The sequence below is a fragment of the Vibrio sp. OPT18 genome (assembly GCF_015163615.1).
GTDB lineage: Bacteria > Pseudomonadota > Gammaproteobacteria > Enterobacterales > Vibrionaceae > Vibrio > Vibrio coralliirubri.
In genome coordinates this window covers 1-21,409 of record NZ_JADDYK010000088.1, presented here as the reverse complement: position 1 = coordinate 21,409, position 21,409 = coordinate 1, and the positions used below count along the sequence as shown (strand labels likewise).

Genomic DNA, 21,409 nt, shown 5'->3' with positions numbered 1-21,409 from the left:
CGGTCTTGCGGCGGGTAAAGGCGTTATCGTTGCGATGACCCTTGAAGAAGCTGAAGACGCAATCAAAGATATGCTAGCTGGCAACGCATTTGGCGAAGCTGGCAGCCGCGTGGTTATCGAAGAGTTCCTTGAAGGCGAAGAAGCAAGCTTCATCGTAATGGTTGACGGTTCTAGCGTTCTTCCTATGGCCACCAGCCAAGATCACAAACGTGTTGGCGACAAAGACACTGGTCCTAATACTGGCGGCATGGGTGCTTACTCTCCAGCTCCAGTTGTGACGCCTGAAATCCACAACCGTATCCTTGAAGAGGTTATCTATCCAACGGTACGTGGTATGGATGCAGAAGGCGCACCTTACACGGGTTTCCTTTACGCTGGCCTAATGATCGATGCTGACGGCACACCTAAGGTTATCGAATACAACTGCCGCTTCGGCGATCCAGAAACGCAACCTATCATGATGCGTATGGAGTCAGACCTTGTTGAGCTTTGCCTAATGGCTATCGACGAGAAACTAGACGAAGCAGAATCAAAGTGGGATCCACGCGCTTCTATCGGTGTTGTTCTTGCGGCTGGCGGTTACCCTGCTGACTACGCAAAAGGTGACGTTATTTCACTACCAACAAGCGAAGTTGAAGGCCAAAAGGTTTTCCACGCGGGTACGACTAATAACGAAGCTGGCGATGTGGTGACAAACGGTGGTCGCGTACTTTGTGCAACGGCACTGGGTAACACGGTTTCTGAAGCTCAAGAGCGTGCTTACGCGTTGACGAAGCAGGTTAGCTGGAATGGTATGTTCCACCGCAATGACATTGGTTACCGTGCGATTGCGCGCGAGCAAGAGCAGTAATCAATATTGTTACTCGCTTACTTTCCATAACAGTAAGCAAATGACAGCAAGCGAATAACAGCAAAAGGCGCCTCGATAGGCGCCTTTTTTATTACTCAATCTTTCTAAGAATCCGCGTCTGTACAGACAAATCAGCACTTGGCCTACAGTAGGCCAAATACTCTCAATCCTTTGATTACTCGCTATTCTTTCAACAATGATGGCCTAACGACACAATCATGGCTGTCTTCAGCCAGCATCAGTAACTCTTCCACGCTCATCTTACCCAGTGAATCACTGCCAAGAAACGCCGCATAGCTTTCCACTGATGCCAATCGGTCGATCACGAAGCTTGGTAATGTCTGGTTAAATTCAATACGATCAAATTCTCCACCAGCGCACGTCTTAAAAGAACTGCCATCCCAGTAACCCTGAACCAGTCTGAGCCCTTCGTCATTTTGCTTCATCGTAGTCTCTAGAACCGACTTAGCTTCTTTCTGGTAGTTTTCGAGTTGCTTAGCTTGGATAGGTAAGATTTTGCTATCAATACGATACTGTTGATACACAGCTTCGCCTGACTTATTGAAACGCACATGGACACGATAAGGAGCCAACTCATTAGAAGAGTTACGCTGCTCGCCTTCACGAATGAATTCACGAAGCACGCCTTCTGACCAAGCATAGTCAGTTTGGTACCAGCCGTAATCGCCGACAGTGACGTAGTCAGCTGAAGTATGAGGTTGTGTTAGCTTGTTTGTAACCCAGTAGAAACTTGTCGCGTCGCCCATGACTTGGCCGCCGGTGTGAGTCTCAAATTGCTCTAGGTTTTTGCGAGGGCTTGTTGAAGAACAGCCAATAAGAAATGTAGATAATAGTGAAACGAGAAGAAATGCTTTTTTCATAAAAACCTGTACCGAGGTGGAATACGACTACCTCGGTACAGTTTAGATTATTTCACTGAATCTTTCAGCGCTTTACCTGCAACAAATGCTGGAACATTTGCAGCAGCGATTTGGATCTCATCACCAGTTTTTGGGTTACGACCAGTGCGAGCTGCACGGTGGTTTACTTTAAAAGTACCAAAACCAATTAGCTGAACTTGATCGCCATCTTTAAGAGCATCTGTAACACCGCCAAGAGTCGCTTCTAGAGCAGCTTTAGCTTGTGCTTTAGAAAGGTCCGCTTTTTCAGCAATAAAGTCGATTAATTGAGTCTTGTTCATTTTAGGTTTCCCTTCTTTGTATTTTTGAATTCAATTCACTCTAAAACATAAATGCCCCATCTGGCAAAGGTTTGTCGTCGATCTTTAGCTCTAATGCCGTAGTTTTAGCCATAATATGAGTAATAACTCACAATTTGTTACTGATTTTATTAAGCAAGCCCTTGTTTAAAAGGGGCTGAGCGCAAAATTAATGATGACCTAGCCACTACTTTTTCACTATAATCCACGCTAAATCGCTGCTAAAGCGTACAATTTAATTTAAGGGCAAACATGCTGCTGCTAACTATTTACGTCTCCATTGCTATTGGAGTTTCTTTCATTTGTTCTGTTTTGGAAGCTGTACTTTTGAGTATTAGTCCGAGCTACATTGCTCAACTAAAACAAAATGGGCACCCTGCAGCAGAGTCTTTAGACAAACTGAAAACAGATATTGACCGCCCGCTTGCGTCAATTTTAACGCTCAACACCATCGCGCATACTATCGGTGCTGCGACAGCAGGTGCACAAGCGGCTGTCGTTTTTGGTAGCCAATGGTTAGGTGTCTTCTCTGCCGTGCTAACGCTGGGTATTTTGGTATTGTCTGAGATTGTTCCAAAAACCATTGGTGCAACCTACTGGCGTCAACTTGCTCCTGCTTCGGCAAGCGTGCTGCGTTGGATGGTGTTCTTCCTAACACCGTTTGTCTGGTTCTCAGAACAGATCACCAAGCGTCTTGCTCGTGGCCACCAGGCACCAAAAATGCGTGATGAGCTATCTGCAATGGCAATTTTGGCAAAAGAGAGCGGTGAGTTTGCAGAAGGCGAGTCAAAAATCCTGAGCAACCTACTGGGTATTCAAGATGTACCCGTGACTCAGGTAATGACGCCGCGTCCAGTGGTATTCCGTGTTGATGCGGAGATGAGTGTGAATACCTTCCTAGAGCAACATAAAGACACGCCGTTCTCACGTCCGCTGGTTTACAGCGAGCAGAGTGACAACATCATCGGTTTTGTTCACCGCCTAGAGCTGTTTAGATTGCAGCAAGCTGGTTGTGGTGAAAAAGCTCTGGGTGAGGTAATGCGCCCTATCCACGTGTTGCTGAACAACATGGGCTTGGCTAAGGCCTTTGACCAGATGATGGCAAACCGCCTGCAACTGTCTTTAGTTGTGGACGAATACGGCACTATTCAGGGCATCATCACCCTAGAAGACATCTTTGAGCACCTAGTAGGCGAAGAGATTGTCGATGAAGCGGATAAGACGACTGACATGCAAGAACTGGCGTTCCAACGCTGGGAAAAGTGGAAAGAGACACACGGCGTTATCGAAAACCGCGATGACGAGGACGAGCTAGAGGAAGCAACTCCAGCAGACAACGACTCTTCAGATGCAAAATCAACGGATGACGACGACGCCTCAAAAGATAAGGCATCAAAAGACAAAGCGCAGAACGAAGACAAAAAAGACGCTTAATCTAAATTTGATACCGTCAGATACAACAAAGGCTCCCTAGGGAGCCTTTATTTTTATTCGTACCTTGGTGCGTTAGCGAATTATAGCGCAACACCAATGTTACTGACTGGGTCTTCACGCAGTTCGTGGCGTAGGTCTTTGATCAGCTCTAAGTCACGCTCAGTCGTTTCACGTAGAGGTCGGAAAATGGCCCACTGAACGTCCCACTCTTCACATACCGCTTCGTTTTCTTTCTGGTTTTCGTTCGTCACTTCTTCAGCGCCTTGAGCAAACTCAAGCTCAGCAACCGTCTTCACCGATTGTTGACTCACTTTAATTACCGCTTCCAACATATGTTCACGGTCAAGCAAACCATGAATTAGCGTTGCTAGGCCTTGGCATGCGTCCATTGCTGGGTAAACACCATAAAAATCAAAATCATCACCGCTAGGGAATAGCTCTTCAACCTTCTCAAGTTGACGCTCAAAGTTCACCTTTGCTGTTTTAACCGTCAGGATTTCCCAAATACTATCCAAAACATCACGATAGATTCGAGCTTCCGCAAATTCTGTATTCTCACAAAACATGGCATAGTTAGGGTACATACGCTCACATAGACACGCCATAAAGGTAATTTGTTGCCAAGGTTCTAACTTTTCTAGACGAACCTGCAGTGGATTCTGAAGCATAGTCACTCAATAATTGCAGAAAAAGACAGCGAAAGTGTACTTGATAAACCCTGGGGGGAAAAGGTAAGCCGATGAACAATTTTACGAATAAGCTCTATATTCTTACTGAGCATGACGATACCTATACGCAACTGATTCTAAACCAGGATTTACCCGACCTAGAAATCACTCAAAACCCCGAATCAGCACAGATTGTCTTGGCGTCACCACCTCTAATCGCAGAGCGCCTCGGCGAGTTTAAAGAGCTAGACTGGGTACAGAGTACCTATGCCGGAATCAATAAACTCACTCAGCCAGATCTGCGTCAGGACTATACACTAACCAACGTCAAAGGCATCTTTGGCCCGGCTATCGCAGAATACGTATTGGGTTACACAATCAGTCACTGTAGACACTTCCCTCATTACCACCAGCATCAACAACAACGAAACTGGCAGCCACAGCTTTATACTAGCCTAACTGACAAAACTATGGTGATTTTAGGAACAGGTTCAATCGGCAGTCATTTGGCAAAAACCGCGGCGACTTTTGGTATTCATACCATAGGTGTCAACCGTACCGGCATCCCATCCAAACAAGAAACCTTTAAAGAGACTTTCCACATCAATGAGATAGAGGCTGCCCTTAAGCAGGCCGATATTGTGGTCAACACCTTGCCATCAACCGCTGAAACCTATCAGCTGTTGAACCAAACCACGTTAGGTTACTGCTCTAATGTGTTGCTGTTTAATGTCGGTCGAGGGGAAAGCATCGACAATAAAGCCTTGTTGCTCGCCATAAAAAACAGATGGGTAGAACACGCATTTTTAGATGTGTTTGAAAGTGAACCCCTCTCTCAGGAACACCCCTTCTGGAAACTACCGCAAGTCACCATCACTCCACACATCGCTGCACTCAGTGAGCCAAGACAAGTCGTCGAGATCTTCGCAGAGAATTATCAACAATGGCGAGATGGCTTTACACTTAATCATGTCATCGATTTTGATAAAGGTTACTGATGTCCTCTTCGTTACTTACAGAGATTCGACAATGCCGAGCTTGTGAGCCTCACCTATCACACGGTGCTAACCCGGTGATTCAAGCACACCCAAACGCGCGCTTGCTGATCATAGGCCAAGCGCCGGGTATCAAGGTGCATGAGTCGTCGATCCCTTGGAATGACGCTAGTGGCGAACGATTAAGAGGATGGTTAGGGATAGATAGCGATACTTTTTACGACGAGCAAAAAGTCGCGATTGTGCCTATGGGGTTTTGTTATCCGGGGAAAGGGAAAAGTGGTGATCTTCCACCACGCAAAGAGTGCGCGGAGCTTTGGCATAACAAAGTGCTGCAATCTCTACCCGATATTCAAATGACACTGCTGATTGGCCAGTACGCACAAAACCATTACCTAACAAACAAAACCACTAGCACATTGACCGAAACCGTGCGTGATTGGCAAAGGTGGGCGCCTGAGTTTTTGCCATTACCCCACCCTTCGCCACGCAATAATATCTGGCTCAAGAAGAACCCTTGGTTTGAAAGTGAAGTCACTCCTTATATCAGGAAACACATCTCTGAGCATTTGGCCTACCATGATCCAAATACCTAATTAGCTGCACACAACAAGATTAAACCGCCATCAAATGCCAATTTCAGGCAATAAAAAAGCGCTGTTGGTTTCCCAACAGCGCTTTCAATAATCTTACTCAGAATTACTTGTGGTAAGGCTTAGACAATTCGTGAACAGCGTCAACGAATACACCAGCGTTCTCTGGCGGTACATCTAAATGGATACCGTGGCCTAGGTTAAATACATGACCTGTACCACCGTCGCCGAAGCCTTCAAGGATGCTGCCCACTTCTTCGCGAATACGTTCAGGCTGAGCGTAAAGCATTGAAGGATCCATGTTACCTTGCAGAGCAACTTTGTCGCCGATGCGAGCTTTTGCATCTGCGATGTTGATTGTCCAGTCTAGACCAACCGCATCACAACCTGTTGCTGCGATAGACTCAAGCCACATGCCACCGTTCTTAGTGAACAGAGTAACCGGTACTCGACGACCTTCGTTTTCACGGATTAGGCCATCAACGATTTTGTGCATGTATTGCAGTGAGAATAGGTTGTAGTCACGAGGAGTCAGTACACCACCCCATGTATCAAATACCATTACCGATTGAGCACCCGCTTTAATTTGCGCGTTCAGGTATTCGATAACACTGTCAGCCAGCTTGTCTAGAAGCAGGTGCAGCGTTTGTGGTTCTGCGTACATCATCTTCTTGATCTTAGTGAATGCTTTAGAGCTTCCACCTTCAACCATGTATGTCGCTAGAGTCCATGGGCTACCAGAGAAACCAATCAGTGGCACTTCGCCTTTCAGGTCTTTACGGATCTGACGAACGGCATTCATTACGTATTGAAGCTCACCTTCTGGATCAGGTAGGCCAATCTTCTCTACGTCAGCTTTACACGTGATAGGACGCTCAAACTTAGGACCTTCACCTGTTTCAAAGTACAAACCTAAGCCCATTGCATCAGGGATAGTTAGGATGTCTGAGAACAAGATTGCCGCATCAAGCGGGAAACGACGTAAAGGTTGAAGTGTTACTTCTGATGCCAGTTCCGCGTTTTTGCACAAAGACATGAAATCGCCCGCTTCAGCGCGCGTTGCTTTGTACTCAGGAAGATAGCGGCCAGCTTGGCGCATCATCCATACCGGTGTGTAATCAACAGGCTGTTTTAAAAGTGCGCGTAAATAGCGATCGTTTTTTAATTCGGTCATTCCGTTAAATTCCAATTCAATCTTGTCTAGTTTTGATGGCAAGTATTCTAACACTGATTGAAGGGTAAAAGCTGTGTGCTTTGCAACCTAGATCAAGTTATTAACTTTTAAATCAATGCTTAATTTGCACCCAATTACGGGAGCATGTTAAAAATTTGTTCGCTAGCGAAAATTACAATTATAACATCTGAGTAGTCACTACTCAGCATCTCATAACGACATCTTACTTACCCCCTCCACTTGTGGAGGGTTTTTTTTAGCTTTTGACCACCCATAGGCCAAATACTATCACAGGCAAATTAGTGCTCTAGCATCTGCTCCGTCACACCATCTTTCATCACGTCATCAACGGTTTTCTCAATCAACTGTCTCGCAATGGTTCCAACAGGAGCAACATCAGGTAGGCTTGTTACGTCAAACCATTGAGCATCCGATAGCTCGCTGTAGTCAGGCTTAAGCGTACCACCAGCATAATCTGCGAGAAAGCCCATCATCATACTCGATGGAAACGCCCATGGTTGGCTGCCAAAGTAACGAATATTATCGACATCGATACCCGTTTCTTCTTTGACTTCTCTTGCCACACACTGCTCTAAGGTCTCTCCAACCTCTAGGAAGCCCGCTATCACGGTATACATACCTGTTTTATGTCTTGGGTGCTGCGCAAGCAATATCTTGTTGTCGTTTCGTACAGCGACAATGATGCACGGGAATATACGAGGGTAATGAAGTGTGCGGCAATCTCCACACTGCATCGCCACCTGGTTATGATTGAGATGATTTCGACCACCACACTGAGGGCAAAAACGCATACTTTGAGTCATATGCCCATATTGGATAGCTTTGCTTGCAGTCAAGAAACTCGCTTCAGGCCAGTGCAGTAACTCTCTTAGGCTGACCATGCTCAGCTCATTCTCCACATCACAATCGTTGAGCCAATACACCTTGCGACCTTGATGCTGACCAATACAGATTGCATGCTCCACACTCAGCCCTAGCTCTTCAGCAGAGCCAAACGGAAACTGATCATTATTAACCCAAATATCACTACCAGAAACGACGCACCAATAAGCTTGCTCTGTCATTTTGTTATCACTTTTTTTTAACATCCCTATGCCTCATTGCTTGCAGTTCGTTCATTTTACTGGCAATCTAATTTCATACTAGAGTTGTAGCAGAGAATATTTCAAGCTATTACTTTTAGTAGCTACCAATAAAACGGACCCTGCTTAGGCAATTACTTGATCACAAGGTTGTGATCAGATCATGAGGACATGGTCATGCTAAATAAATTCAAACAAATACAAGAACAATGGGGTGGCTCTAATGAGGTCATCGATCATTGGCTCGAAACTCGACAGTCTCTAATCGTTGAGTATTGTAAGCTTGCCGCTCTACAGCCTTCATCGTCGAAAGCAACTGCAATCACCGAACTACCTTCTCCAGAAGAGCTCCAAAAATTCAGCCAACATCTTGTTGATTACATCTCCGAAGGTCATTTCAAAATCTATGACATGGTGATGGACAAATGGCAGTCTACTGGCTTCAAAGCAACAGACGAAATCAACCAATCTTATGGTCATATCGTTCTTACCACCGATCCACTGCTCAACTTCACCGATAAATACGCTGCCATTGAAGCGACCGATACATTAGAAAGCTTTGATAGTGAGCTATCACTCGTTGGTGAGATTCTTGAGGCGAGGTTTGCGGTTGAAGACCAGCTGATACAACAAATTGCCGACAGCCTAGCGGTTCCACCAGGAGCGTAATGGCTTAACATCTTCTAAGCTTGCCTCTGTGCAAGCTTTTTGTTTTGTCTGTAGCGTTACCTAACACATTCAACTCTTCTACCAGAGCCTATTGGTTCGTCCCTGCTCGGATGTTTTGCGATAACCAGACTTAACACTTGTCACCAGTTTCATCCTCACGACATGTCTGTAAACACCCAAAACTGCCTTAAAGAAAGTACTCTCAACTAAGTCCACCAGTCAATCAAGCAATCAAGCAATCAAGCAAACCTATCAGATTCTGAACGATAGGCCTCTCGTTAAACACCAATACGCCAGATACAAAAAAGGCACCCGAAGGTGCCTTTTTCTTATCTCTTAGAGACTACTCGTAGAGCTTACTCTTCTGAAGAGAAACCAGCGTTTAGAAGTGCTGCTAGATTGTCAGTAGCTTGTTCAGCTGAAGGACCTTCTTGCTCTTCTTCACGTTGCTTTTGACGCTCTTGGTGGTATGCGAAACCAGTACCAGCTGGGATCAGACGACCAACAATTACGTTCTCTTTCAGACCGCGAAGGTCATCACGCTTACCAGAAACCGCAGCTTCTGTTAGTACGCGAGTCGTTTCTTGGAACGATGCAGCTGAGATGAATGACTCAGTTGCAAGAGACGCTTTAGTAATACCTAGTAGGTCACGTTCGAAACGTACTAGTTCTTTACCTTCAGCTTCTAGCTTACGGTTAGCAATCTTAACATTGTGGTACTCAACTTGTTCGCCAGGTAGGAACGGAGAGTCACCAGAATGAGTGATTGTACACTTACGCAGCATTTGACGAACGATAGTCTCGATGTGCTTATCGTTAATCTTTACGCCTTGTAAGCGGTAAACTTCTTGAACTTCATTCGCGATGTACTGAGTTACTGCGTGGATACCACGTAGACGCAGGATATCGTGTGGAGTTTCAGGACCGTCGGCGATTACATCACCACGTTCAATCTTCTCACCTTCGAACACGTTCAATTGACGATGCTTAGGAATCATCTCTTCGTAAGCGTCACCGCCTTCACGAGTGATAACTAGACGACGCTTACCTTTCGTTTCTTTACCGAAAGACACAGTACCTGTGTGCTCAGCAAGGATCGCAGGCTCTTTAGGCTTACGAGCTTCGAATAGGTCAGCTACGCGTGGTAGACCACCGGTGATATCTTTGTTTCCGCTCGATTTTTGAGGGATACGAGATAGTGTGTCACCGATGCCAACTTCAGCGCCATCTTCGATGTTTACAATCGCTTTGCCAGGTAGGAAGTAGTGAGCTGGCATATCAGTACCAGGGATCATTACGTCGTTACCTTGCTCATCAACAAGTTTGATAGCTGGACGCATATCTTTACCTGCTGCTGGGCGAGCTGCTGCGTCTGTAACTTCACTTGAAGAAAGACCCGTTAGATCGTCAGTTTGACGAGAAACTGTAATACCATCGATCATATCTACGAATTGGATACGACCTGCCACTTCAGTGATGATTGGCATGGTATGCGCTTCCCAGTTAGCTACAACTTCACCAGCAGTAACTGCTGCGTTGTCGCCTTTGGTTAGCATCGAACCGTAAGGAAGTTTGTGCTTCTCTTTCGTACGGCCGAATTCATCAATAATCGTCATCTCAGATGCACGAGAAGTGATAACCAGTTTCTTATCTTTGTTAACTACGAACTTAGCATTGTGAAGTTTCACAGTACCAGTTGTCTTAGCTTGGATGCTGTTCTCTGCTGCTGCAGTAGATGCCGCACCACCGATGTGGAACGTACGCATCGTTAGCTGTGTACCCGGTTCACCGATAGATTGTGCAGCGATAACACCAACTGCTTCACCTTGGTTCACTAGGTGACCACGTGCTAGGTCACGACCGTAACACTGTGCACAACAACCGAAGTCTGCATCACAGGTAACAACAGAGCGCACTTTCATGCTATCTACTGAGTTGTCTTCCATGATTTGACACCACTTCTCATCAATCAGAGTATTACGTGGAATCAGTACATCTTCAGTACCAGGCTTAAGAACGTCTTCAGCTACTACACGACCTAGAGCAAGCTCAGAAAGTGCAACTTTAACGTCACCACCTTCGATGTGAGGCATCATGTCGATACCTTCATGCGTGCCACAGTCATGTTCGTGTACTACAACGTCTTGAGCAACGTCTACTAGACGACGAGTTAGGTAACCCGAGTTTGCTGTTTTCAGTGCTGTATCCGCAAGACCCTTACGAGCACCGTGCGTTGAGATAAAGTACTGAAGGACGTTTAGACCTTCTTTAAAGTTCGCTGTGATCGGCGTTTCGATGATTGAACCATCTGGACGCGCCATCAGACCACGCATACCTGCTAGCTGACGAATCTGAGCTGCAGAACCACGTGCGCCCGAGTCGGCCATCATGTAGATGCTGTTGAACGATTCTTGCTGTTCTTCTTCGCCGTCACGGTTGATAACTGTTTCAGAAGATAGGTTATCCATCATTGCTTTCGCAACGCGGTCATTCGTAGATGCCCAGATATCGATAACTTTGTTATAACGCTCACCCGCAGTAACAAGACCAGATTGGAATTGCTCTTGGATTTCGCGAACTTCTTCTTCAGCAGATTCAATTTCATCGTATTTCGCTTGAGGTACAACCATATCGTCGATACCTACAGAAACACCAGAAAGTGCAGCGTATGCAAAACCTGCGTACATGATTTGGTCAGCAAATACTACTGTATCTTTTAGACCAAGCTTACGGTAACACTCGTTAAGAAGAGTAGAGATCTGCTTCTTACCTAACTTTTGGTTAACGATGCTGTACGGTAGGCCAGCTGGAACGATTTGCCATAGCATTGCACGGCCGACAGTTGTATCAACCATCTTCGTTTCAGTAGTGCTGTTACCATCTTCGTCTACTACAGTCTCGGTGATACGTACTTTAACGCGAGCGTGTAGCTCAGCAGTCTTAGTACGGTATGCCTTTTCAGCCTCAGCAGGGCCAGCAAGGTACATACCTTCGCCTTTCACGTTGATCTTGTCACGTGTCATGTAGTAAAGACCCAATACAACGTCCTGAGAAGGTACGATGATCGGATCACCTGACGCTGGCGACAGAATGTTGTTCGTCGACATCATCAGTGTACGTGCTTCAAGCTGTGCTTCTAGAGTTAGAGGCACGTGTACCGCCATTTGGTCACCATCGAAGTCGGCGTTGTATGCCGCACACACTAGTGGGTGAAGCTGAATCGCTTTACCTTCGATTAGTACTGGTTCAAACGCTTGGATACCTAGACGGTGAAGTGTAGGTGCACGGTTAAGCAGTACTGGGTGTTCGCGGATTACTTCGTCTAGGATATCCCAAACGATAGCTTCTTCGCGCTCTACCATCTTCTTAGCAGCTTTGATTGTCGTAGCCATGCCACGAGTTTCTAGCTTGCTGTAGATGAACGGCTTAAATAGCTCAAGTGCCATCTTCTTAGGAAGACCACACTGATGTAGACGAAGGTATGGACCTACTGTGATTACAGAACGGCCAGAGTAGTCTACACGTTTACCTAGAAGGTTTTGACGGAAACGACCTTGTTTACCCTTGATCATATCAGCAAGAGATTTCAGAGGACGCTTGTTAGAACCAGTGATAGCACGACCACGACGACCGTTATCTAGAAGCGCATCAACAGACTCTTGCAGCATACGCTTTTCGTTACGTACGATGATGTCCGGAGCAGCTAGCTCTAGAAGACGCTTCAAACGGTTGTTACGGTTGATCACACGACGGTAAAGGTCGTTCAGATCTGAAGTCGCAAAACGACCGCCATCTAGTGGTACTAGAGGACGTAGATCTGGCGGCAGAACCGGAAGTACAGTCAGAATCATCCATTGCGGATCGTTACCCGATGCAATGAACGCTTCAACTAGCTTCAGGCGCTTAGTAACTTTTTTACGCTTAGTTTCTGAGTTAGTAGTTTCTAACTCTTCGCGCATTTCTTCCACTTCTTGATGAAGGTCCATTGTTGCAAGCAGATCTTTGATCGCTTCAGCACCCATCTTAGCAGTGAATTCGTCACCCCACTCTTCTAGACGATCCAGATACTCTTCTTCAGTAAGCATCTGAGATTTTTCTAGATCAGTCATACCTGGTTCAGTTACTACGTACATCTCGAAGTAAAGAACACGTTCGATATCACGTAGAGGGATATCCATTAGTAGACCGATACGAGACGGCAGTGATTTTAGGAACCAGATGTGAGCAACTGGTGAAGCTAGCTCGATGTGGCCCATACGGTCACGACGAACTTTAGTTTGTGTAACTTCAACGCCACACTTCTCACAGATAACACCACGGTGCTTCAGGCGCTTGTATTTGCCACAAAGACATTCGTAGTCTTTAACTGGACCAAAAATACGTGCACAGAACAGACCATCACGTTCAGGTTTGAACGTACGATAGTTAATTGTTTCCGGCTTTTTAACTTCACCAAAAGACCATGAACGGATCATGTCTGGTGAAGATAGACCGATTTTGATTGCATCAAATTCTTCGGTCTTATGCTGTGCTTTTAGAAAGTTTAATAAGTCTTTCACATTCAGCTCCTGTAAGGAGTTAAAGGAGCTCACTGCTGTAGCAAGCTCCCTTTTACCAAATAATCCTATCTTCTTTTAAAAAGAGGAGGGATTACTCTTCGTCTTCTAGCTCGATGTTGATACCTAGCGAGCGAATCTCTTTCAACAGTACGTTGAACGACTCAGGCATACCAGGTTCCATGCTATGGTTACCGTCTACGATGTTCTTATACATCTTAGTACGGCCGTTAACGTCATCTGACTTAACGGTTAGCATTTCTTGTAGAGTATATGCAGCACCGTATGCTTCTAGTGCCCATACTTCCATCTCACCGAAACGCTGACCACCGAACTGAGCTTTACCACCAAGTGGTTGCTGAGTTACTAGGCTGTAAGAACCAGTTGAACGAGCATGCATCTTGTCATCAACCAAGTGGTTCAGTTTCAGCATGTACATGTAACCAACAGTTACAGGACGCTCAAACGAATCACCAGTACGACCATCAAACAGTTTAAGCTGACCAGATTCTGGCAGATCACCCAGTTTAAGTAGTTCTTTGATTAGAGACTCAGAAGCACCGTCGAACACAGGAGTAGCAATCGGTAGACCGCCACGTAGGTTCTTGATCAGTGTACGAACTTGATCATCAGACAGTTCAGCAATATCAACTTTCTGACGAGTATCACCAAGATCGTAAACCTTCTGTAGGAACTCACGGAACTTATGCAGTTCTTGTTGTTCCTTAACCATTTGGTTGATCTTGTCACCGATACCTTTCGCAGCCAAACCTAAGTGAACTTCTAGGATCTGACCGATGTTCATACGCGATGGTACACCCAGCGGGTTAAGTACGATGTCTACAGGCTGACCTTTCTCATCGTATGGCATGTCTTCAACAGGGTTAATCTTAGAGATTACACCTTTGTTACCGTGACGACCGGCCATCTTATCACCAGGCTGGATACGACGTTTAACCGCTAGGTAAACTTTAACAATCTTAAGAACGCCAGGCGCTAGATCATCACCTTGAGTGATTTTACGACGCTTAGTTTCAAACTTCTTATCGAAGTCTGCTTTTAGCTCATCCCACTGCTCAGCAAGTTGCTCAAGCTGTGTTTGTAGCGCATCGTCTTCTAGAACTTGCTCTAGCCATTGCTTACGACCGATAGTATCAAGCTTAGCTTCAGAGTAACCACCAGACAGAAGTACAGCTTTAACACGGTTAAGAAGGCCACCCTCAAGAATTTGGAACTCTTCAGTTAGGTCTTTCTTAGCTTCTTTAAGCTGCATCTGTTCGATTTCAAGTGCACGCTTGTCTTTCTCTACGCCATCGCGAGTGAAGACTTGTACATCGATGATAGTACCCGAAACAGAGTTTGGTACACGTAGAGAAGTATCTTTAACATCAGATGCTTTCTCACCGAAGATAGCGCGTAGTAGCTTCTCTTCAGGAGTCAGTTGAGTTTCACCTTTAGGGGTTACTTTACCAACTAGGATGTCGCCACCCTTAACTTCAGCACCAATGTAAACGATACCTGACTCGTCTAGTTTAGACAGAGCAGACTCACCTACGTTTGGAATATCAGCTGTGATCTCTTCAGAACCCAGCTTAGTATCACGAGCCACACAAGATAGTTCTTGGATGTGGATTGTCGTGAAACGGTCTTCTTGAACTACGCGCTCAGATACTAAGATCGAGTCTTCGAAGTTGTAACCGTTCCAAGGCATGAATGCGATACGCATGTTTTGGCCAAGAGCTAGTTCACCAAGGTCTGTTGAAGGACCATCAGCAAGAACATCACCGCGTGCAACTGGTTCACCAGGAAGTACAGTTGGACGTTGGTTAATACATGTGTTTTGGTTCGAACGCGTGTACTTAGTTAGGTTGTAGATATCGATACCAGCTTCGCCAGGTACCAATTCATCTTCGTTAACCTTAACTACGATACGAGAAGCGTCTACAGACTGAACTTGACCACCACGTTTAGCAACCGCTGTAACACCAGAGTCAACTGCGATGTTACGTTCGATACCTGTACCTACTAGAGGCTTATCAGCCTTAAGTGTTGGTACAGCTTGACGTTGCATGTTGGCACCCATCAATGCACGGTTCGCATCATCGTGTTCTAGGAACGGGATAAGCGAAGCAGCGATAGATACTACTTGGTTTGTCGCAACGTCCATGTAGTCAACGTGATCGCGTGGGTGAAGACCAGATTCACCTTTTTGACGAGCTGTGATTAGCTCATCTGCAAACGTACCTTCTTCAGTAAGAATGGTGTTTGCTTGCGCGATTACGAATTGACCTTCCTGGATTGCAGACAGGTAATCAACTTCTTCTGTTACTACACCATCTACTACACGACGGTACGGAGTTTCTAGGAAACCGTAATCGTTACAACGTGCAAACGCAGATAGCGAGTTAATTAGACCGATGTTTGGACCTTCAGGCGTTTCGATCGGACATAGACGACCGTAGTGAGTTACGTGAACGTCACGTACTTCGAAGCCTGCGCGCTCACGAGTAAGACCACCAGGACCTAAAGCAGAAATACGACGTTTGTGCGTAACTTCTGACAATGGGTTGTTTTGGTCCATGAACTGTGAAAGCTGTGAAGAGCCAAAGAATTCTTTAACTGCAGCAGAGATCGGCTTAGCGTTGATAAGATCTTGAGGCATGATTGCATCAAGGTCACCAAGGCTTAGGCGCTCTTTAACGGCACGTTCTACACGAACTAGACCAACACGGAATTGGTTTTCTGCCATTTCACCTACAGAACGGATACGACGGTTGCCAAGGTGGTCGATATCGTCCACTTCACCAATACCGTTACGGATACCAATCAGTTTCTTCATCACTTCGATGATGTCTGATTCATCCAGAGTACCGCGCTCTTCTTCTTCTTCACGCTCGATAGAGCTGTTGAACTTCATACGGCCTACAGTTGATAGATCGTAACGTTCTTCAGAGAAGAATAGGCTTTCGAATAGAGACTCTGCAGCTTCTTTCGTTGGTGGCTCGCCAGGACGCATCATGCGGTAGATTTCTACCAATGCAGAGATGCGATCTACTGTGCTATCTGCACGTAGAGTGTCTGACATGAATGGACCGTGATCTAGGTCATTCGTGAACAGAGTTTGTAGAGCCTTGTGACCTGCTTGAGACAGGTTAGCAAGTGCTTCTAGGCTAATCTCTTGGTTCGCGCCAACGATGATCTCGCCAGTTGCTTCATTGATGTAATCTTTAGATGCAACTTTACCAACGATGTACTCTACTGGTACTTCGATGTGCTCAACGCCATCTTTTTCAAGTTGACGGATATGACGAGCAGTAACACGACGACCAGTCTCAACGTAAGTTTTGCCGTTTGCTTCGATGTCGAATGACGCAGTTTCACCACGTAGACGATCAGGAACCAACTCCATAAGAAGAGTTTGGTCTTTAACTTCGAAGTTCACTTTGTCGAAGAACAGATCTAGGATCTCTTCAGTCGATTTACCAAGTGCACGAAGAATAATCGATGCTGGTAGCTTACGACGACGGTCGATACGTACGAATAAGTTATCCTTAGGATCGAACTCAAAGTCTAACCATGAGCCACGGTAAGGAATTACACGTGCGTTATAAAGAACTTTACCTGATGAGTGGGTCTTACCCTTATCACTGTCGAAGAACACGCCTGGGCTTCGGTGCAGCTGGGATACGATAACCCTCTCGGTACCATTAATTACGAAAGTACCATTGTCTGTCATAAGCGGAATTTCGCCCATGTAGACTTCTTGTTCTTTAATGTCTTTTACAGTACCTGCTGGTGCATCTCGATCAAAGATAACTAGACGTAGTTTTACGCGTAGTGGCTTTGAGTAAGTAACACCGCGGATTTGACATTCTTTAACGTCAAAAACTGGCTCACCAAGACGGTAGCTAACGTATTGCAGCTCAGAATTGCCGTTGTAGCTCTGAATTGGAAATACAGAACGGAAAGCAGCTTCAAGACCGTATTGACCTTCTGGATCCTGTTCGATGAATTTGTCGAAAGAATCAAGCTGGATCGATAACAGGTATGGAATGTCCAAAACTTGTGGACGAGTACCAAAATCCTTACGGATGCGCTTTTTCTCGGTATAAGAGTAAACCATGGGGTTCCTCAGCTCGCTGATAAGTGACCCAAACCACCCAAAACACTCTTCAAGAGGGGGCGGTGACAAACAGCTGTTTACTGTAGTGAACAATCATTTCGAAAAAATGACTGTTTTTTTGCTCGGATTATGACGGTTAAACAGCGGAAAATTCGTCATAGCCCTACAGCGCAAAAAGGCCGGTGGTTAATAAACCACCAGCCATTAGCCTTACGGCTAAGAAATTAAGTAATAATTACTTGATTTCAACAGAAGCGCCAGCTTCTTCTAGCTGTGCTTTAAGAGCTTCAGCTTCAGCTTTGTCAACGCCTTCTTTAAGCGCTGCAGGAGCTGAGTCTACAAGACCTTTAGCTTCTTTAAGACCTAGGCCAGTTGCGCCACGTACAGCTTTGATAACTTGTACTTTGTTAGCGCCAGCAGCAGTTAGGATAACGTCGAATTCAGTTTGCTCAGCAGCAGCGTCGCCGCCAGCTGCGCCGCCAGCTACAACAGCAGCAGCTGCAGTAACGCCGAATTTCTCTTCCATAGCTTCGATAAGCTCAACAACTTGCATTACAGACATTTCTGCAACTGCGTCTAGGATTTGCTCGTTAGTAATAGACATAACAATTCTCTTTTAAGTCAACAATAAGTTTAAATAGCAACCAGTGAAAAGCAAGGCTTATGCCGCAGCTTCTTCTTTTTGGTCGCGAACAGCAGCGATAGTACGAACCAGCTTGCCAGCAGAAGCTTCTTTCATGCACATCATTAGGCGTGCGATAGCTTCGTCGTAAGTTGGTAGTGTCGCTAGTACTTCAGCATCAGTAACTGCGCCTTCAAATGCAGCAGCTTTGATCTCGAAATCTTTATTCTCTTTAGCGAAGTCTTTGAAAAGACGCGCTGCAGCACCTGGGTGCTCATTAGAGAATGCGATCAGAGTTGGACCAGTGAAAGTGTCTACTAGACACTCGTAGTCTGTACCCTGAACCGCACGGCGTGCTAGTGTGTTACGAACAACTTTCATGTAAACACCCGCTTCGCGAGCTTGTTTACGTAGAGAAGTCATTGCGCCAACTTCAACGCCACGAGAATCAGCTACAACTGCAGAAAGTGCACCACTGGCAGCTTCGTTGACTTCAGCAACAATTGCTTTTTTGTCTTGAAGATTTAAAGCCATTTGGATTAACCTCTGGTTGTGATTACAGCACTCAATACAAAATGTAATGAGCGTTTACGATGTTATTTAAAAATGAATAAATTCATTTCAAACCACAACATCGCCTACGTAGGTTTTATTAAGCTATCAATAATCTAATGAAAATCGACAGCGCCTACGGTCTTGGGATAGATGATTTCAAATTGCTTTAAAACCACCCAACCACAAATATTAGGCGCAGAAGTATACACTAAATCTGCGCCTAAGCAAATTAGTTTGCTTGAGTGTCAAGACTAGCTTGATCAACAGCAACACCAGCACCCATCGTAGTAGAGATGCTTACTTTCTTCAGGTAAGAACCCTTAGCTGAAGAAGGCTTAGCTTTCTTAAGAGCAACTAGAAGAGCTTCTAGGTTCTCTTGAAGCTGGCTAGCTTCGAAAGATGCTTTACCGATAGTAGTGTGGATGATGCCGTTCTTGTCGTTACGGTAACGAACCTGACCAGCTTTAGCGTTCTTAACCGCTTCAGCAACGTTAGGAGTTACAGTACCAACTTTAGGGTTTGGCATAAGGCCGCGTGGACCTAGGATTGTACCTAGTTGACCAACAACACGCATTGCATCTGGAGAAGCAACAACTACGTCGAAGTTCATTTCGCCTTTTTTCACTTGCTCAGCAAGATCTTCCATACCAACGATATCTGCGCCAGCAGCTTTAGCAGCTTCTGCGTTTGCACCTTGAGTGAAAACAGCAACGCGGATGTCACGGCCAGTACCGTGAGGTAGCACTGTTGCGCCACGAACGTTTTGGTCAGATTTACGAGCATCGATGCCTAGGTTAACAGCAACATCTACAGACTCAACGAATTTAGCAGTCGCTAGTTCTTTAAGAAGAGCAACAGCTTCGCTGATTTCGTATTCTTTAGTTGAGTCAACTTTGTCGCGGATTACGCGCATACGCTTAGTAAGTTTAGCCATGATCTTATCCCTCTACCACTAGGCCCATTGAACGAGCAGTACCAGCAATAGAACGTTTCATTGCTTCGATGTCAGCACCAGTCATATCAGCAGCTTTAGTTTCTGCGATTTCCTGAACTTGAGCGTCAGTAACAGTACCAACTTTCTCAGTGTTTGGACGACCTGAACCAGACTTAACGCCAGCAGCTTTCTTAAGAAGAACAGCAGCAGGTGGAGTCTTAGTTACGAACGTGAAAGAACGGTCGTTGTAAACAGTAATAACTACTGGAGTAGGTAGACCTTTCTCAACAGATTCTGTTTTTGCGTTGAACGCTTTACAGAATTCCATGATGTTCACGCCGTGTTGACCTAGAGCAGGACCAACCGGTGGACTTGGGTTTGCCATACCAGCTGCAACTTGCAGTTTGATATAAGCTTCAACTTTCTTAGCCATGATATTTCCTAATATTTTGGGTACATGCGCTAGCCGCAAGGCGAGCTCCCCATAAATTCAATTAACTCTTTTTTACTTCCACAGAAGCAAAAAGGCGCGAAATTATAATCATAATTCGCGCCTTTAACAACCCTAAAAAGGTGATTTTTTATACTCTTTTATTTTGAACAACTTATGAAGTATTTATCCACAGCTTGTTCAAAACTTAGAGTTTTAGTCCAGTTTTTCAACCTGACCAAATTCAAGCTCAACCGGTGTTGCACGACCAAAGATCGATACAGATACCTTAATGCGGCTTTTCTCGTAATCTACTTCTTCAACAGTACCGTTGAAGTCAGCAAATGGACCATCGTTCACACGAACCACTTCACCCGCTTCGAACATTGTCTTAGGACGTGGAGACTCGCTCGCTTTCTCTAGACGGTTCAAGATAGCATCAGCTTCTTTATCAGTGATTGGTGCAGGACGATCAGAGGTACCACCAATGAAGCCCATAACACGCGGAATGCTGCGTACTAAGTGCCATGATTCATCATTCATGATCATTTGAACTAATACGTAGCCAGGGAAGAATTTACGTTCACTTTTACGGCGTTGGCCTGCACGCATTTCCACTACTTCTTCAGTAGGTACTAGCACATCGCCAAATAGTTCTTCCATGTTGTGCATTTTAATATGCTCGCGTAGCGACTGTGCAACACGACCTTCAAAGCCAGAAAAGGCTTGAACTACATACCAACGTTTTTTTGGAGCTTCACTCATGAATCAGAACCCTCTACACCCCAGTTGCTAGAGAAACTAGACGGACCATAATGCCGTCAATTCCCCAAAGCACTAGAGACATAACAATACATACAGCTAAAACGATCAATGTAGTTTGCATAGTTTCTTGGCGAGTAGGCCAAACAACTTTACGAATCTCCATACGAGATTCTTTTGCAAAATCGATCGCAGCTTTACCTTTAGTTGTTGTTGCTGCAACGCCTAGTGCGGCAGCAATCAGCACAACTACACCTGCAGCGCGAATTACAACAGACAATTCACCATACAGGTAATTACCCACAACAGCAGCAGCCAACAGAACAAAAGCGACAATCCACTTCATTGTATCTGCTGCACCTGAGCTATCAGGAGTTTCAGCGTTTGCTTTCATAAAACCAACCTGTGATAAGTCTTAAATATAGACGACAATAACCCCGCTGTTGCAGGGCACATTCCTTTGCGTTGCAAAACAACACATCTAACAGTCATTTTAGTCAAAAAGACCGTTTAATTCTTTGCTAAGAGCAAAAATCGATGTCAAAACATCCAACTCTTTTTTTAGCGCAGAAAAAGGGCATCAAATGATGCCCTTTTTACTAGTGGTTCGTCAAATCTTATGCAAAGATTTTAGCTACAACACCAGCACCAACTGTACGGCCACCTTCGCGGATTGCGAAACGTAGACCTTCGTCCATTGCGATTGGAGCGATTAGCTCAAC

At 45.3% G+C, this 21,409-nt stretch carries 18 protein-coding genes and 1 pseudogene; 5 read left to right on the top strand and 14 right to left on the bottom strand.

The window, feature by feature from the left end; all coding sequences use genetic code 11:
* Nucleotides 1–850: phosphoribosylamine--glycine ligase (purD, locus tag IQQ51_RS27565; RefSeq protein WP_228013156.1), on the top strand; the 850-nt coding region annotated here is incomplete at its 5' end.
* Between the two features lie 182 nt (nt 851–1,032).
* Here purD and IQQ51_RS22585 read toward each other — a convergent pair.
* Entirely contained in the window at nt 1,033–1,731 is a 699-nt protein-coding gene (locus IQQ51_RS22585; protein WP_050649597.1) for a DUF1481 domain-containing protein, read from the bottom strand.
* Between the two features lie 47 nt (nt 1,732–1,778).
* Nucleotides 1,779–2,051: a nucleoid-associated protein HU-alpha gene (hupA, locus tag IQQ51_RS22580; protein WP_004729753.1), complete on the bottom strand. Its 273-nt coding sequence runs from the start codon at nt 2,049–2,051 to the stop codon at nt 1,779–1,781.
* A gap of 270 nt (nt 2,052–2,321) precedes the next feature.
* On the opposite strand from hupA, the gene IQQ51_RS22575 reads away from it, so the two are divergent.
* Nucleotides 2,322–3,503: a CNNM domain-containing protein gene (locus IQQ51_RS22575; RefSeq protein WP_048614994.1), complete on the top strand. Its 1,182-nt coding sequence runs from the start codon at nt 2,322–2,324 to the stop codon at nt 3,501–3,503.
* Nucleotides 3,504–3,583: 80 nt separating this feature from the next.
* Here IQQ51_RS22575 and IQQ51_RS22570 read toward each other — a convergent pair whose 3' ends face one another.
* The gene (locus IQQ51_RS22570; RefSeq protein WP_017062699.1) at nt 3,584–4,171 is read right to left on the bottom strand and encodes a YjaG family protein; all 588 of its coding nucleotides are present in this window, start codon (nt 4,169–4,171) and stop codon (nt 3,584–3,586) included.
* A 71-nt stretch (nt 4,172–4,242) separates the two neighbouring features.
* Here IQQ51_RS22570 and IQQ51_RS22565 point away from each other — a divergent pair, with 71 nt between their 5' ends.
* Together IQQ51_RS22565 and IQQ51_RS22560 are read left to right on the top strand one after the other, a co-directional pair.
* Nucleotides 4,243–5,169 carry a D-2-hydroxyacid dehydrogenase gene (locus tag IQQ51_RS22565; RefSeq protein ID WP_193842192.1) on the top strand — a complete coding sequence of 309 codons (927 nt, stop codon included), beginning with the start codon at nt 4,243–4,245 and terminating at the stop codon, nt 5,167–5,169.
* Entirely contained in the window at nt 5,169–5,762 is a 594-nt protein-coding gene (locus IQQ51_RS22560) for a uracil-DNA glycosylase family protein (RefSeq protein WP_193842191.1), read from the top strand. Before IQQ51_RS22565 ends, IQQ51_RS22560 begins: the two co-directional genes overlap by 1 nt.
* Before the next feature lie 103 nt (nt 5,763–5,865).
* On the opposite strand, the gene hemE is transcribed toward IQQ51_RS22560, so the two are convergent.
* Nucleotides 5,866–6,933, bottom strand: coding sequence for a uroporphyrinogen decarboxylase (hemE, locus tag IQQ51_RS22555; protein WP_017060530.1), 1,068 nt, complete (start codon nt 6,931–6,933; stop codon nt 5,866–5,868).
* A 299-nt stretch (nt 6,934–7,232) separates the two neighbouring features.
* The gene (gene nudC / locus IQQ51_RS22550) at nt 7,233–8,042 is read right to left on the bottom strand and encodes an NAD(+) diphosphatase (protein WP_050642895.1); all 810 of its coding nucleotides are present in this window, start codon (nt 8,040–8,042) and stop codon (nt 7,233–7,235) included.
* A gap of 165 nt (nt 8,043–8,207) precedes the next feature.
* Here nudC and IQQ51_RS22545 point away from each other — a divergent pair, with 165 nt between their 5' ends.
* A complete protein-coding gene (locus IQQ51_RS22545) occupies nt 8,208–8,705 on the top strand; it encodes an Rsd/AlgQ family anti-sigma factor (protein WP_048605474.1) in 498 nt (165 codons plus the stop codon).
* Nucleotides 8,706–9,061: 356 nt separating this feature from the next.
* Here IQQ51_RS22545 and rpoC read toward each other — a convergent pair whose 3' ends face one another.
* The 9 genes and pseudogenes from rpoC to IQQ51_RS22500 form a co-directional block, all read right to left on the bottom strand.
* The gene (rpoC, locus tag IQQ51_RS22540; RefSeq protein WP_017060527.1) at nt 9,062–13,264 is read right to left on the bottom strand and encodes a DNA-directed RNA polymerase subunit beta'; all 4,203 of its coding nucleotides are present in this window, start codon (nt 13,262–13,264) and stop codon (nt 9,062–9,064) included.
* 91 nt (nt 13,265–13,355) lie between these two features.
* Nucleotides 13,356–17,384, bottom strand: a complete 4,029-nt coding sequence (gene rpoB, locus IQQ51_RS22535) for a DNA-directed RNA polymerase subunit beta (RefSeq protein WP_017060526.1) — start codon at nt 17,382–17,384, stop codon at nt 13,356–13,358.
* 235 nt (nt 17,385–17,619) lie between these two features.
* The gene (gene rplL, locus IQQ51_RS22530; RefSeq protein WP_017631516.1) at nt 17,620–17,988 is read right to left on the bottom strand and encodes a 50S ribosomal protein L7/L12; all 369 of its coding nucleotides are present in this window, start codon (nt 17,986–17,988) and stop codon (nt 17,620–17,622) included.
* Nucleotides 17,989–18,045: 57 nt separating this feature from the next.
* A complete protein-coding gene (rplJ, locus tag IQQ51_RS22525; RefSeq protein WP_010435550.1) occupies nt 18,046–18,540 on the bottom strand; it encodes a 50S ribosomal protein L10 in 495 nt (164 codons plus the stop codon).
* A gap of 250 nt (nt 18,541–18,790) precedes the next feature.
* Nucleotides 18,791–19,495 (bottom strand): 50S ribosomal protein L1, encoded by a 705-nt coding sequence (gene rplA / locus IQQ51_RS22520; RefSeq protein WP_017060523.1) that lies wholly within the window; start codon nt 19,493–19,495, stop codon nt 18,791–18,793.
* Nucleotides 19,496–19,499: 4 nt separating this feature from the next.
* On the bottom strand, nt 19,500–19,928 hold the full coding sequence (rplK, locus tag IQQ51_RS22515) for a 50S ribosomal protein L11 (protein WP_010435555.1): 429 nt from the start codon (nt 19,926–19,928) through the stop codon (nt 19,500–19,502).
* Nucleotides 19,929–20,141: 213 nt separating this feature from the next.
* Nucleotides 20,142–20,690, bottom strand: coding sequence for a transcription termination/antitermination protein NusG (gene nusG, locus IQQ51_RS22510; protein ID WP_010435556.1), 549 nt, complete (start codon nt 20,688–20,690; stop codon nt 20,142–20,144).
* A 13-nt stretch (nt 20,691–20,703) separates the two neighbouring features.
* A complete protein-coding gene (gene secE, locus IQQ51_RS22505; RefSeq protein ID WP_010435558.1) occupies nt 20,704–21,081 on the bottom strand; it encodes a preprotein translocase subunit SecE in 378 nt (125 codons plus the stop codon).
* Nucleotides 21,082–21,304: 223 nt separating this feature from the next.
* Nucleotides 21,305–21,409, bottom strand: a pseudogene (locus tag IQQ51_RS22500) (elongation factor Tu); the annotation flags it as partial.